Source organism: Streptomyces sp. NPDC059248, from assembly GCF_042753905.1.
In the GTDB taxonomy this organism is placed as follows: domain Bacteria; phylum Actinomycetota; class Actinomycetes; order Streptomycetales; family Streptomycetaceae; genus Streptomyces.
In genome coordinates, this window is sequence record NZ_JBHYZV010000069.1 from 1 (window position 1) to 14,064 (window position 14,064).

The 14,064-nt window shown below is 65.9% G+C and carries 10 protein-coding genes and 1 pseudogene; 8 read left to right on the forward strand and 3 right to left on the reverse strand.

The genetic code is table 11. The features are described from left to right. Nucleotides 1-201 precede the first annotated feature (201 nt). The 6 genes from ACFXG1_RS25550 (at nucleotide 202) to ACFXG1_RS25575 (ending at nucleotide 8,065) form a co-directional block, all read left to right on the forward strand. A complete protein-coding gene (locus tag ACFXG1_RS25550; protein ID WP_384709871.1) occupies nucleotides 202-522 on the forward strand; it encodes a transposase in 321 nt (106 codons plus the stop codon). Nucleotides 523-536: 14 nt separating this feature from the next. Beyond that, nucleotides 537-1,100: a transposase gene (locus tag ACFXG1_RS25555; protein ID WP_384709874.1), complete on the forward strand. Its 564-nt coding sequence runs from the start codon at nucleotides 537-539 to the stop codon at nucleotides 1,098-1,100. A 488-nt stretch (nucleotides 1,101-1,588) separates the two neighbouring features. Beyond that, nucleotides 1,589-3,505 (forward strand): N-6 DNA methylase, encoded by a 1,917-nt coding sequence (locus ACFXG1_RS25560; RefSeq protein WP_384709877.1) that lies wholly within the window; start codon nucleotides 1,589-1,591, stop codon nucleotides 3,503-3,505. Next, entirely contained in the window at nucleotides 3,502-4,728 is a 1,227-nt protein-coding gene (locus ACFXG1_RS25565; protein WP_384709880.1) for a hypothetical protein, read from the forward strand. The genes ACFXG1_RS25560 and ACFXG1_RS25565 overlap by 4 nt, the downstream gene beginning before the upstream one ends. Then, nucleotides 4,725-7,850, forward strand: a complete 3,126-nt coding sequence (locus ACFXG1_RS25570) for a type I restriction endonuclease subunit R (RefSeq protein WP_384709883.1) — start codon at nucleotides 4,725-4,727, stop codon at nucleotides 7,848-7,850. Before ACFXG1_RS25565 ends, ACFXG1_RS25570 begins: the two co-directional genes overlap by 4 nt. Continuing rightward, nucleotides 7,847-8,065, forward strand: coding sequence for a helix-turn-helix transcriptional regulator (locus ACFXG1_RS25575; protein ID WP_384709886.1), 219 nt, complete (start codon nucleotides 7,847-7,849; stop codon nucleotides 8,063-8,065). The genes ACFXG1_RS25570 and ACFXG1_RS25575 overlap by 4 nt, the downstream gene beginning before the upstream one ends. Nucleotides 8,066-8,301: 236 nt before the next feature. Here ACFXG1_RS25575 and ACFXG1_RS25580 read toward each other — a convergent pair. The 3 genes and pseudogenes from ACFXG1_RS25580 to ACFXG1_RS25590 all read right to left on the reverse strand — a co-directional run bounded on the left by ACFXG1_RS25580 (nucleotide 8,302) and on the right by ACFXG1_RS25590 (nucleotide 11,087). After that, a pseudogene (locus tag ACFXG1_RS25580) lies at nucleotides 8,302-10,070 on the reverse strand (tyrosine-type recombinase/integrase). A gap of 11 nt (nucleotides 10,071-10,081) precedes the next feature. Then, nucleotides 10,082-10,384, reverse strand: a complete 303-nt coding sequence (locus tag ACFXG1_RS25585) for a helix-turn-helix domain-containing protein (RefSeq protein WP_384709889.1) — start codon at nucleotides 10,382-10,384, stop codon at nucleotides 10,082-10,084. Nucleotides 10,385-10,523: 139 nt separating this feature from the next. Further along, a complete protein-coding gene (locus tag ACFXG1_RS25590; protein ID WP_384709892.1) occupies nucleotides 10,524-11,087 on the reverse strand; it encodes a helix-turn-helix transcriptional regulator in 564 nt (187 codons plus the stop codon). 232 nt (nucleotides 11,088-11,319) lie between these two features. On the opposite strand from ACFXG1_RS25590, the gene ACFXG1_RS25595 reads away from it, so the two are divergent. Both ACFXG1_RS25595 and ACFXG1_RS25600 read left to right on the forward strand, forming a co-directional pair. Next, nucleotides 11,320-12,879, forward strand: a complete 1,560-nt coding sequence (locus tag ACFXG1_RS25595; RefSeq protein ID WP_384709895.1) for a DnaB-like helicase N-terminal domain-containing protein — start codon at nucleotides 11,320-11,322, stop codon at nucleotides 12,877-12,879. Between the two features lie 260 nt (nucleotides 12,880-13,139). Then, nucleotides 13,140-13,865, forward strand: a complete 726-nt coding sequence (locus tag ACFXG1_RS25600) for a DUF2637 domain-containing protein (RefSeq protein WP_384709898.1) — start codon at nucleotides 13,140-13,142, stop codon at nucleotides 13,863-13,865. Nucleotides 13,866-14,064: the final 199 nt, after the last annotated feature.

The window sequence follows — 14,064 nt, forward strand, 5'->3', positions numbered from 1 at the left end:
CGAGTTCGAATCTCGTATCCTCCGCCAGTGCCTCACCGGGCACTAACGTCGAAGGGCCCCACCGCAAGGTGGGGCCCTTCGACGTGCGTGGTCTCAGTTTTGGTCTCAGTGGACGCTAAGCCCAATCTCCCTCGGTCCCTGATCGCTTGATCGTGGTGCTGATCGCCACATCGCCTACCTGCCGGGCGTGTCCATGCCGAGATGCGAACCAGGGAGCGAGAGCCGCACCGCAGCGACTTGTCGGACAAGCAGTCGGTGTTGATCGATCTGATGATCACTGCCTGGAGGCAGGACCGGGTGGCGCGGTCGGCGACCGGGGACCCTGGGGCCTGCGACCTGCGGGAGGCCGTGAACGCGATCTTCTACCAGAGCCGAACGGGGTGCCAGTGGCGCTATCCGCCCAATGACTTCCCGGCCTGGTCGGCGGTCTTCTACTACACACGCTCTGGCGCCAGGACGGACTGGATCAGCGGATCCGGGAACTTCTGCGCTGCTGGGTGCGGGAGAGAGCCCGCCGATTAGAGAACCCGCCCCTCATGATCTTCGACACCCAGTTCGTGCGCGCGGCTGCGGGTGTCCCGAAGACCACGACGGGACTGGACGCCGACAAGAAGGTGTCGGGCATCAAGCGGGTACTGGACGTCGACGTTCTGGGGCTGATCGGCGTCGCGGCCCTGGCCGCCTCCACGCACGACATTGCCGCCGGCACCGCCCTGCTCGACCAGGCCGCCGAGCGGTGCGACAACCGCCTGGAGAAGGTCCTGATGGATCAGGGCTTCAAGGACGAGGTCACCGTCCACGGGGTCCTGCTGGACATCGACATCGAGGTCGTCCGCTGCAACCCTGAAGACCAGGACAAGGGCTTCGTCCCGCAGCCCAAGCGGTGGATCCTGGAGCAGGTCAACGACACGTTGGTGCTGCACCGCCGCCCGGCCCGCGAGTACGACCACCGGCCCCGAGACCTCCGCCTCTCGCGTCCACTGGCCTCCATCGCGAACATGGCCCGCCGCCTCGCCACACCGAGTCCCGCCTGGCGCAACGCCCTCGGACTGGCCGGGTGGACGTCATCGAGCTCCTGGCGGACTCCAGGCCCAGCATGACGAGACCACAGCCCGGGCCAGTGAACTGCGCGATCAGATCGAGCACTCGACCGCGCTCCTGGCCGAGACCGAGGCGCGACTCTCGGACCTGGCCACCACTCGGAAGGTCATGGCCGAACCCGAACCGCCCGAGACGAACACCGCCTACCAGGCCATCGTGAACGCTTCAACCAGCACCTCGGTCAGGCGTTTCGAGCTCGTGAGCTGCACCAACCCCTCGGCATGCCCGCCGACGAGGCATCCGTCAGCATCACCCGCAGCCATCTCGGATGCCTCACCCGCCAGGGCTTCCTCACCCAGTCAGGACGAGGCCACTACCAGAAACGGAATTAATGTCCACTAGCGCCGAGCAGGACCATCGTTGCCTCAGAAACCACGTAAATGTCACGTTCCCGATACAGCGCTCATGTAATGTTTCTGATACAGCAGATCGCGGGGACGAGTAGGAACGAGCAGGCATGGCAGATCACACGATGTCATCCAGGAGCATGACGGCGCGCATCGTCTGGGACACGGCGGACAAGTACCTGCGCAACATCGTTGACGAGGAAGACTACGGCGACTACATCCTGCCGTTCACGGTCCTCCGGCGACTAGAGTGCATGCTCGCCGACTCGAAGGAGGAAGTGGCGAAGTTCGTCGCCTCGCTCGGCTCGCTGCCCCCGCATCTGATCGACATCGCGGTCAAGGACAAGTTCGGGCTGGGCTTCTACAACGTCTCGCCGCTCGACCTCGCCGCGATCGCCTCGGTCGATGACAATGTGGACAAGTCCCTCAAGAGCTACATTGACGGGTTCTCGCACAACATCGCTGACATTTGGGTCTCGTTCGACTTTAACCGGCGCGCGAAGGTCCTCGCCGACGCCAACCGCCTGCACGCCGTCGTCAAGCACTTCTCCACACTCGACCTCAGCCCGAACAGGCTCAGCAACATGGGGATGGGTGACGTCTTCGAGGACGTCATGTACCGGGCCTTCAATAAGAAGGGCAAGGCAGCCGGCAACTTCTACACGCCGCGAGACGCCATCCGGCTCATGGTCGACGTGTTGATCAGCAACGACGATGACACGATTGCGTCCGACCATGCCGCGCGCTCGGTCTACGACCCGACGGCTGGCTCCGGCGGCATGCTGCTGATCGCGCAGGAGGCGCTGAAACGCACCAACGAGAAGGTCGACGTCACTCTCTACGGCCAGGAACTCATGCCGTCCGCGTTCGCGCTCGGTAAGGCAGACCTGCTCATCCAGGGCGGCCGTCCCGACGCGATCAAGAAGGGCAACACCCTCGTCGAGGATCTCTACGAGGGGCAAACCTTCGACTACGTGCTTTCGAACCCTCCGTTCGGCATCGACTGGGAGGTTGAGGAGGAGTCGGTGCGGAAGCAGGCGAAGGTGCACGGTTCCCGCTTCAGCCGCGGTCTTCCCAGCACATCCGACGGACAGATGCTCTTCCTGGCTCACTGCGCCTCGAAACTTAGCCCTGCGACCAAGAACGGTCAGGGCGGGCGAGCTGCAGTGGTCTCGAACCAGTCGCCGCTGTTCAATAGCGACAACGGCCCGAACGCAATCCGTCAGTGGCTCCTCGAAGAGGACCTCATTGACACCATCATCGCGCTGCCCACGAGCATGTTCTACGGCACGGGCATCGCAACCTACGTCTGGATCCTCGACACGAACAAGGAATCCGAGCGCAAGGGCAAGATTCAGCTCATCGACGGCTCCGACCAGTGGGACTCGCTGCGGAAGCCCATGGGCGAGAAGCGCCGCGAGATGGGGAAGGACCATCGAGCCCGGCTGCTTGAAGCTTACAAGGCGTTCGAGTACGCCGATCCTGCGATCTCTCGAGTAATGGCTCGTGAAGACTTCATGTTCCGTGACGTGCCGGTGTACAAGCAGGCGCGCTTCGCAACGCGCTTCAGCGATACAGCAGTCGAGGCGCTGCGCAGTCGCCGAGACTTCACCGAAGACCACGTCGCGGTCCTGCGCTCTCTTGACGACATGCCGTGGAACGACCTCCCGAAGGCATTCCCTCAAGCCGCGAAGGCAGCTGGGCTGAAAGCCCCCGTGGGCCTCGTTGACGCGGTCATGAAGGCCATGGGCGTGCCTGATGACTCCGCGCCGGTCGCTGTCGACCGAAAGGACAAGCCTGTAATCGTCCCGGGCTGGAAGCTCACGGAACGTGTGCCCCTGAGCGAAGACTTGGACGACCACATGGCACGCGAAGTGCTGCCGTACGCTCCCGGCGCGAAGTGGGACGAGAGCAAGGCGAAGCAGGGCACCGATATTCCGTTCACGCGGCTCTTCTACGTTCCGAAGGAACCTCGTCCTCTCGCAGAGATCGACTCCGACGTGGAAAAGATCATGGGCGAGCTGGGGGATATGTTCCGGGCGGTGAGCGCGGAGTGAAATCATTTGCCCCGGTTTGGAAGTTTGCAGAAGTCAATCCCGTAACTGCCGACTTCAAGTCCATGGCTGACGGCACCGTCGTCACTTTCATGCCGCTGGAGGCGATTTGGCCTGGCGTAAAGTGCGATTACAGCCGCACCTTGCAATGGTCGTCGAAGTTGAGCTACACGCAGTTCCGACGAGGGGATATCCTCGTTCCGAAGATCACGCCGACGTTCGAAGCTGGACGCACGATCATCGCGGATATCCCCTCTACCTGTGGTCTCGCCTCTACCGAGGTTCACGTCGTTAGAGCGAACGATGAAACCGATCCGAGGTTCCTGCAGTATTCATTTCAGAGTCAGCCCTTCCTGGACGAAGGAGCACATTCGCTGCAAGGCGTGGGGAACCTCCGGCGAATTACACCGCGCTTTGTGCAGGAGCACAAGGTGCTCGATGTGTCGCGCGATGTTCAGACCATCATTAGTAAATACCTTGATCGAGAGACGGGTGAGATCGAGGAGACAATCAGCAGGCTCGATGATCTGGCAAGCGTGCTGCGACACCGCGACGCTGTGGTTCGCACTCGCATGGTCTGCGGCCTTTTGGGGGGGCATAGCAACGCTCCTCTGGATGCTCATTCGCCCACCTCGGGCATTCCCGACCATTGGGAGCGCACGAAGTTCGGATACGACTTCTTCGAGAGCACCGAGCGGAACGGCGATCACCCGCCGGGTCCGCTCCTCTCTATCTCGGAGTACCGAGGAGTCGAACTGAACACCCGCACCGACGGGCAGCAGGCATCTCTCGACGTCTCGAAGTACCGCGTCGTAAGGCCCGGCCAGCTCGCCGCGAACATGATGTGGCTCAATCATGGTGGGCTCGGCGTTTCGTCTCTGACGGGCTACATCAGCCCGGACTACAAGACGTTCTGGATCTCGAAGAGGTTCGAGCCGCGCTATGTGCACCATCTTTTCCGAAGCTCCCGGTACATCGACTACTTCGCAGCCATCGCAAATGGTGTCCGCCCCAATGCTCAGCGGGTCACTAAGACAGTGCTCGACGCGACGCCCGTCCCATTGCCGCCGCTTAACGAACAGATTCGTATCGCGGACGAGCTTGACGCGGCTAATGCCAAAACCGATGCAATGCTGGCGAAGGTTGCTGAGCTGAAGGAACTGCTCATCGAGCGCCGCACCGCGCTCATCACCGATGTGGTGACCGGACGGAAGGAAGTCGTATGAGCCACGCGCAGCTGATGGAGCTGGAGTTCGAGAGCAACCTCTGCGCCGAGCTCGCCGAGCGGGGTTGGCTCTACGAGGGCGATGGCAAGCCGACCAGCTGGGACGTCGGACTCGCAATGATTCCCAGCGACGTGTTGCACTGGCTCAGCACCCAGTACCCGGACGAGTACGAGAAGGCGGTGCCCGGCGACCTGGTCGACGGTCAGAAGACCGACGCCGAGCGCAAGCTGCTCCAGCACATCACCAAAGAGCTCGCCAAGGTCACGAGGATGGACCCGACCACGGGGCATCCGGTGGGCGGGCTGCTCGGCGTGCTGCGCAAGGGCTTCACCTACGCCCAGGTCGGACGGCCCACCGCGAAGTTCGGGCCGATGATGGCGTTCCCGCCGGCGAACCCTAACCTCACCGAGGTAGTCGAGGCCGCTGCCGCCGTGCGCCTGCGGATCCTTCGCCAGGTCCGCTTCGACACCACGACCACCGAGACCCTTGACGTCGTGCTCACCGCGAACGGTCTGCCTGTAGCGACGCTGGAGCTGAAGACCGACAACACGCAGACGGTCAACCACGCGATCCGGCAGTACAAGGAGGACCGCAAGCCCGGGAAGAACCGTCCGCTGCTCGCACCCGGCCGAGCTCTCGTGCACTTCGCGGTGTCCAACGACCTCGTCTACATGACCACGAAGCTCGAGGGCGGGGACACAATGTTCCTGCCCTTCAACCAGGGCAATGAGGGCCACGAGGGCAACCCGCCGTCGGGCACCGGCTCGTCGACGAACTATCTGTGGCGCGAGATCCTCGCCCGCCCGATGTTCATGCGCATCCTCAAGAACTTCGCGCTCTTCGAGCCGAGCAAGTCCGGCAAGAGGGGCGATGGCCGTCTGGTCTTCCCCCGCTTCCACCAGCTGCGCGCCGTCGAGCGGGTTGTGGCCGACATCGAGGAAAACGACACGGGCAAGCGCTACCTGATCTGGCACTCGGCCGGTTCGGGGAAGACGAAAACGATCGCGTGGCTCAGCCACAGGCTGATCCGCCACATGAGCGCCGACTCGAAGTCGACCTTTGATTCTGTCATCGTCGTCACCGATCGCACCGTCCTCGATGAGAACATCCGCGACGACATGAGCCTCGTGCAGTCGAGCAAGGGGCTGGTCGTCACCGTCGGCGAGAAGTCCGGTGCGAAGTCGCCGCAGCTGAAGAAGGCGCTCGTCGAGGGCGACCACATCATCACCTGCACCCTGCAGACCTTCCCCGAGGTCATGAAGCTGATCGAGGACACTCAGGAGCTGCGCGGCAGGCGCTGGGCCGTGGTCGCGGACGAGGCGCACTCCTCTCAGTCAGGCTCCACCGCTCGTCAGCTCAAGGAGCTGCTCGCCGACATCGAGCTCGACGTGGATGAAGACGACATCGGTGCTGACGACCTGCTGTTGGCCAAGGACTCGGCCATTGCCGCCTCCAGCAACATCACTTTCATCGCGCTCACCGCGACGCCTAAGGCGAAAACACTGCGCCTGTTCGGTACTGAACGCGACGGTCGATGGGAGGCCTTCGACACTTACACGATGGCACAGGCGATCGAGGAGGGCTTCATCCTCGACGTGCTCACGAACTACTCGACTTACGACATGTTCCTCCGGGTGAAGAAGACCCTTGACGGGGAGGAAGGCGAAACCGAAATCCATGTCAACACCGGTGAGGCTGTCTCGAACATCGTGCGCTATGCCCGCCTCCACCCGACCGCGATCGCGCAGAAGGTCCGCGTCGTGATCGAGCATTTCCGCCGAAACGTGATGCACATGCTCGACGGTGAAGCGAAGGCGATGGTCGTGACGAGCTCGCGCATCGAGGCGCTCAGCTGGTCGAGGAAGATGGACGACTACATCGCGGCCCAGGGCTACACCGACATGAGCACGTTGGTCGCGTTCTCCGGTTCGCTCGCCGACGAGGCCGGCGAGACGGTCACCGAAGTCTCGCTCAACGGCCGCGGCGACGTCGCCAAGGCATTCCGCGAGGAGGGGATCTATCGGGTCCTCATCGTCGCCAACAAGTTCCAGACCGGCTTCGACGAGCCGCGCCTCATGGCCATGTACGTTGACAAGAAGCTCTCCGGCGTCGCCACGGTCCAGACGCTTTCGCGGCTGAACCGCATCTACCCTGGCAAGACCGCCCCGATGGTCGTCGACTTCCGCAACACTCCGGCGAGCATCCAAAAAGACTTCAAGCTCTACTACTCCGATGCGCACGTCGACGGCGACGTCGATCCCAATGCACTGGTCACGATTGGCGAGCGGCTCGACACTGCGGGGCTCTACTCCCACGAGGAGATGGACGCGGTCGCTGACGCCTTCTTGGACGATGCCGGCGGAGAGGCCATTGCCAAGGCTCTCTCGCCGATCAAGAACCGTTGGACTGGACAGTGGCGGCAAGCCGTACTGTCCAAGGACAAGGCCCGGAAGGAGGCGCTGCAGGGCTTCCGCGTGGATGTGCTCGGCTACCGCAATGCCTGGCAGTTCCTCAGCCAGATCGTCGACTACCAGGACCCCGAGCTGCACCGCCGCGCGATCCTCGCGACGCTGCTGGCCCGCAATCTCCACACCAACGGGAACGACTACGACGACAGCTACCTCGAAGGAGTGCAGCTCTCGGGGGTCAAGCTCGTTCCGTCCGCCATCAACGAGGACCACTCTCTGAGCGAGGGCAGCGGTGATGCCATCAAGCTCCCGAGCTTCGACGGCGAGTACAAGGGCGAGGCCGCGCCGAAGCGCGGTCCGCTAGACGAGGCCATAGACAAGGTCAACGAGATGTTCCGGGCCAAGGGCGTCGACGTGAGCCCGGAGAGCGTTTCTGGATTCATCACGACGTTCTGGGGATTCCTCGACGCAAACGAGGAGGCCGTGGCGATGGCAAAGAACAACACCATCGCACAACTCAAAGCATCCGAGGGATTCAGCGGAGCCGTCGGGCTCGCCGTGCTGAAGACGATCAGCGAGTCGCAGGAGATCCAGTCGTACATGACTGACCCGGCGTTCCTTGAGCAGATCGCGGATATCGCTGCGGACGCACTTCACGCCCAGCACCGCTCCGTCCCGAATGCGAAGTCCGGCAGCGAGGAGCCGGGGTCATGAGCGAGCCCGAGCAGGTGAACTTCGGCGACACCATCCGCGAGACTCGAAAGAAGCACGGGTGGTCGCAGGCGGAACTCGGTGAAAAATCGGGCGTCTCCCGCCCGACCATCGCTCGAGTCGAGGCGAACCATGACGTCACAACCGCGACCATCGCGAAGATCGCCCAGGCTCTCGGGCTCACGCTCGAACTGAGGAACCGCGACAAGGCCGTCTAGCCAGTGGCCATGTTCACCACCCCGTACCCCGGGGACCGACGCGCGGCGCTGATGACGTTGTGGTCCCCGACCGGGTTCGTGAAGACCTCCGGGGTGGTCGTGGACTGACGAATGCGCGAAGGCCCGGCAACCTGTGGCGGTTGCCGGGCCTCTTCGTGCTGCGGGCCTGATGCGCGCCCTGGCCACCTGGCCGACGCTCCAGTGGGGTTCGCTGTGGTGGGCGGCGTTCCGGAGCACTACCAGTCGTCGGTGTCGCCGTACTTTCCCGGGTTCTGAGCGCGGTCCCCAGCCTGTACACACGCCTCGGCGAAGGCCGCCTCCACGGCAACCTTGTCCGTGCCTCGCACCTGGGCCTCGACCTCCTGGCCTCCGCCAGGGCGTCGGGCCGTGCGCCAGGCCGAGGCGCGGTCGGTGTAGCGGTCGGTCTCGAAGTCCCAAGCCGGCACCGACCACTGCTCCGGGGCCCGGTCGCCGCGCGCTGCCCACCGGGGAGGAACAGAGCTCGGGCATGGAAGACCACGGCCCGCTCCGGTACACGGTCGCGGATGGGGCTCGCGCCGCCGGGGCCTTGGTGTTCCCAGCGCCAGCGGTCCCACTCCTCGACCTCGGCGGTGTGGTCGGGCCAGTCCTGGCTCCAGCGTGCGACGACATCGTCGGCGTGCTCGCGGTGGAGGAAGGGAACACGTCGTTCGCCGAGGCGGGCGACGTGGATCACCAGGTCGGCGGGGACGGGGCTATGGCCGGTGTCCGGCGCGGCACTTTCCGGTGCCTGGTCCGTGCCCCAGAGGAGGCCGCCGACCTTGGCGGCGGTGTCCTTGAGCACGCGGCTCGTCAGGTGCTGGTAGCGGCGGCGCATCCGGGCGGACTTACCGGGCTCCCAGCCCATGATGGCGTCGACGACCGCGTCGGAGACGCCGAGGATGAGCAGGACCGTCGCTGCGGTGTGCCGAGCGTCGTGAAGGCGGGCGTCGCGGACACCGGCGGCTTTCAGGAGCTCCTTCCACTTGTGGTAGTCCGTGTTCGGGTTCAGAGGCTCGCCGGTGGGCGAGGTGAACACGTATCCCTTCTCCGTCCACAGGTCACGGGCCACGGCCCGCTCGCGGGCTTGCTCCTCACGGTGCTGGCGGAGAAGCTGGAGCAGCTCGTCTGGGGCGCCGATGGGTCGCTGGCCAGCGCGGGACTTGGCGTTCTTCGTCTCGCGGCGGGTGTTGATCTTCCGGGGGCAGAAGCCGGGCTTGCGTCCGCAGAGGTCGCCGCAGCCGTGCTTGTAGCGGGGCCGCAGGCGGCCACGGCGTACGCGGATGACTCCAAGGTCGAAGTCGACGTCGTCCCACTGCATGCCGAGGACCTCGCCCTGACGCAGGCCGAGGGCGAGCGCGATGACCCAGCGGGCGGTGTTGCGGTGCTTGCCCGCTTCGGCGAGGAGGCGTTGGACCTCCTCGACCGTGTACGGCTCGACCTCCTCCTCTTCGACCTTGGGGGCCTTGGCGATGGAGGCGGGATTCGAGGTGAGGTGCTTGCGGCGTACGGCCTCGTTCAACGCCGTGCGGATGGTGCGGTGGGCCTGGTGGGCAGTGCCGGCGGCGCTGCCGGTGTCCTGCATCTTCTTGTAGAAGCGCTCCAGGTGCTCGGGGTCCAGCTTCTCCAGGCGGTGGGCGCCCAGGCCGGGGATGAGGTGGTGGTAGACGGCCACCCGGTAGCCGTCGATCGTGTTCTCCGAGACGTGCACGGCGGCGATGTTCTCGACCCAGTGGGTGAGCCAGGTCGTCACGGTCCAGGACTGGCCGGCCTTGCGGACGGCGCCCTTGTCGCGCTGGCGCTCCAGCTCGCGGACGACCTTGGTGACCTCGGGGCGGGTCTTACGGCTGACGTGCCGACGGTCCGGGGTTCCGTCGTCCTTGACCCCGACGGTGACGCGGCCGTGCCAGCGGCCGTCCTTGCCGAGGTAGATGGATGAGGCACCGTTGGGCTGGCGGGACTTCTGGGATTTCGTGGCCTTTGCCATGTGCACCCTGCTCAGGCCGCAGGGCGGAAGTCCGTGGCCTGGGGACGGCGGGCTAGGAATTCCCCGACCGCCTCGGCGGGTATGCGGCGCAGGCTGCCGATCTTGACAGAGTCGATCTCTCCGGACGCGACGTACTCGTACATCTTCGTGCGGCCGATACCGAGGCGGCGGGCGGCTTCGGTGACCGTGAGGCCGACGAGGGTGGTGTCACCGCGGTCGGCGCCGCGTGCGGCTATGAGCGCGTGGAGGGAGTCCTCGGGGACGTCGAGGAGCTGGGCGATCTGGGCAAGGGGCAGGGTGGTGCTCTGAGGCAAGGGAAGCTCCTTGACCGGCGGGCGAGGGCGGCAACCCAGGCAGCAATGCCGGTCGATCGTTGGTATGGCGGTTGTGGGATTTTCAGGGGGGCACGGGGTCGTCGGCGTTCGCAGCGCCGGTTCGGCCGTGGTGGAGTGGCTACTGGGCGGGAGGCTGTTCGGAGTCGGCGTTCGGCCACATCCGGTCGGGGCCGAGCCAGCTTTGCAGCTTGCTGCTCGCGCCACGGTGGTGGCGGAACTCTCCGGCGGAGGCGACTTCGAGCTCGTGCATCAGCAGGACCTTGACCATGTCCCCTTGGTCGGGGTGGGCCTTCGCGTAGTCGTCGAGCTCGGCCATGATGCGGTCCTGGGCCTTGCCCAGGGTGCGCCACTCCTTCCACTTCTCGACGTACTCGCCGACAAGCCGTCTGACCTGGGCGTTCATCAAGCCGCCCGGGGGGCTGGTCAGCTCGTCGAGGGGGAGGTCGAAGACTTTGGAGAAGCCGAGCGCTTCGTCGAGGTTGACCCGGCGGCGTGGTTTGCCGCTCTCGATGCGCCAGATGGCGGACTGGTTGATCGGGTGGCCGGCCTTGGTCATCTCCTCGGCGAGTTTCGCCGTGCTCCAGTCGCGGACCTCGCGTTCCATGCGGATGCGCTCGGCCACATGGTTCTCGGGTTCCGGCCGGTCCGTCCCGGCGCGGGCGGCGCCGTCTTCAGTGCTCATCGGGCGCATCTCCTCTCGCTGTGGGCTCGGGCCGATGACGAATAGCTAACACTAACCCGATATGCATTGCAAGCCATTCCCATTTGAATCGTTGCTGGTAGTGTTGCGGATGCCCCTGATCGGGGGCGGACATGAAGAAGCCCCCGGCGCCTGCGAGCACCGGGGGCGAAGCAGAACCCCACAACCGCCATACCTAACGATTCGACCGGCCCGGCCGGGGTTGCCGCCCCATATGGCCTGCCGGGTGAGGAGTCCTGTGCACGAGGGTACGTCTCCGCCTGCCCAGATACCATCCCGCTCCCCGGAGCCCCCTGCCCCGGCTTACGGAGCGCAGATGGAGCCGCCCTTCAACGTGGACGCCGAGCGCGCGGTGCTCGGCGCCTGCATGCACGACAGCGGCATCATCGACACAGTCCGGTCTGTCCTGGGCGAGGACGCCTTCTACCGGCCAGCCCACGAGACCATCTGGCGCGCGCTGCTCGGCCAGCACCGCGAAGGAAAGCCGACCGATCCGATCGTCCTCACCGAGCTGCTCCAGCAGCAGGGTGACCTGCAGCGGATCGGTGGTGCCATTTACCTCCACCAGCTCGCCGACGCGCCTTACGGCACCGGCAGCGCGGAACACCACGCGGAAATCGTCCGCAAGAAGGCCGACCTCCGCCGACTGCTCACCTCGGCCGTACGCACCGTCCAGCGCGCCCAGGAGCCGGGCGCCGACCCCGAGGCGATACGCAGCGAGGTCGAGGCGGAGGTGCGCGCGGAGCGCGAACGGGCACTCGCCTCGGGCCAGGGCCGCCTCTCCCGCTTCGCCGTCAATGGATGGGCCTTCGTGACGGAGAGCGGTGCGGACTCCGAGCCCTTGTGGGGCACCCGCGAGAAGACCGTCTGGGCCCCGGGCGAGAGCCTGATGATCGTCGGGCCACCGGGAGTCGGCAAGACCACCCTGGCCCACCAGGTGGTCTTCGCCCGGCTCGGCCTCCAGGAAACGGTCCTGGAGATGCCGGTCGCCCCCAGCAGGCGGGTGCTCTACCTCGCCATGGACCGCCCCCGGCAGATCGCCAAAGCCATGGCCCGGCGCACCTTCCCTTGCGACGAAACGATTCTGCGAGATCGGCTCGTCGTCTGGCAGGGCCCTCTCCCCGCCACCCTCGACAAGGAGCCGGACCTCCTCTCCGACCTCGCTGCCGCACACCAGGCCGACACCATCGTGATCGACAGCCTCAAAGACGCGGTCAGCACCATGGTCGACGACAGCCTCGCCGTCGCCTTTCACAACGCCCGTATGCGCGCCCTGCGCGAAGGCGTGGAGATCATGGAACTCCACCACCAGCGCAAGGCCACCGCCGACGCACCGCGCGGCCAGCGGCCCGCCCTGGACCAGGTCTACGGCTCCACCTGGCTCACCGCCGGAGCGGGCAGCGTTCTCTTCATCACCGGACGGGCGGGTGACCCGGCGGTCACCCTGCACCACCTCAAGACCCCCACCGGTGAGATCGGCCCGCTCGACATCACCCACGACCACGTTCGCGGAACCACCACCGTCGACCCCACCAGGGACCCGGCCGTGCTGCTGCGGAACGCCCCGAACGGCCTGACCGCCCGCGACCTCGCCACCGTCCTGATCGGCGGAGGCGACCCCGAGCGCGCCGACGTGGAGAAGGCCCGCCGCCACCTGGCCCGCCTCGTCGACAGCGGGCTGGCGACCAAGGCCGACGGCATCGCCGGCGGAGCCGGAGGCGGACAGCAGACCCGCTACTACCCCTCCGCCCGCCACCTCACCGCCGTCGGCTGAACCGCGCCGGAACCAGCCAGGCGATCACGGGCCCGTACACGCGGCTCCTGCTCTCAGACACCGCCGTGAACCGCTCACAGCGCACACGCACACCGCGAAACCGCAGGTAGAGCGACCACGCAAGCGTCCACGCCGTACACGCACCCAAGCGATCACGCGCGGGGCCCCCTTTAGAAGGGGGCCCGCGTGTACGCCCCCCGCGTGAGCTCCCGTGTACGCGCCCTCTCCCCCACTCGTACTAACCAGGAGCCCTGACTTCCATGGCCTCGTCCGCCATACCGCCCGCGCGCCCCGGCACGGGTCACCGAGTGACCAGTTGGGACCGTGCCGCGATCCTCTCCCTCGGCAGCGCCGCCTGCGCCCTCTCGTACGACGCCCTCCAGCAGATGGCCGTCGCCATCCACGTCCGCGGACTCCTCACCTACCTGTTCCCACTCGTCATCGACGGATTCATCGCCTACGGCGTACGCGCCCTCCTCGTCCTGCGCACCGCCCCGTTCCGGGCCCGCCTCTACGTCTGGGCCCTCTTCGGCACCGCCACCTGCGCCAGCATCTGGGCCAACGCCCTCCACGCCGTACGCATCAACCAACAGAACCCGCCCGGCACGCTGCACCTGAGCGACCTCACCGTCGGCATCCTGTCCACCCTCGCCCCACTCGCCCTCGCCGGAGCCGTCCACCTCCACATCCTCATCACCCGCGAAACCACCACCGACACGACGCCCCGGCCGGTACCCCTCCCCGATCCGGAACAGCCCACCAGCGAACCAGCGACCACCACCCGACGAGGTGGGCGGCCGGCGGACGCAACCCTCGACAAGTTGGTGGAGATCGGCCGGATCGCCGTCGCCGAGCACGGTCGCGTCTCCCGCTCCGTCGTCCTGCAAGCGATCAGGGACAAGGGCCTCAAGGTCGGTGGCGAGCGGCTGACCGAGGTCATGAACACCCTGCGGGCCGAATCCGAGACCAGCCTCATCGACGGCTGACCAGCGCTCCACCGGAACAGACGAGGTGGTCGGAACCCATCCGACCACCCCCACCCCAGCAGCCCTCGCCGCGTCGCCTTCTCACCTCGTCATCGTCTCCCGCTCTGGATGCCCACCGTGAAACACGACCCGCACACCCCGACCGCCGCAGAACACTCCGTCCCGTCTCCGGTGAAGTCGCCGAAGCTGCTGGCCCGTC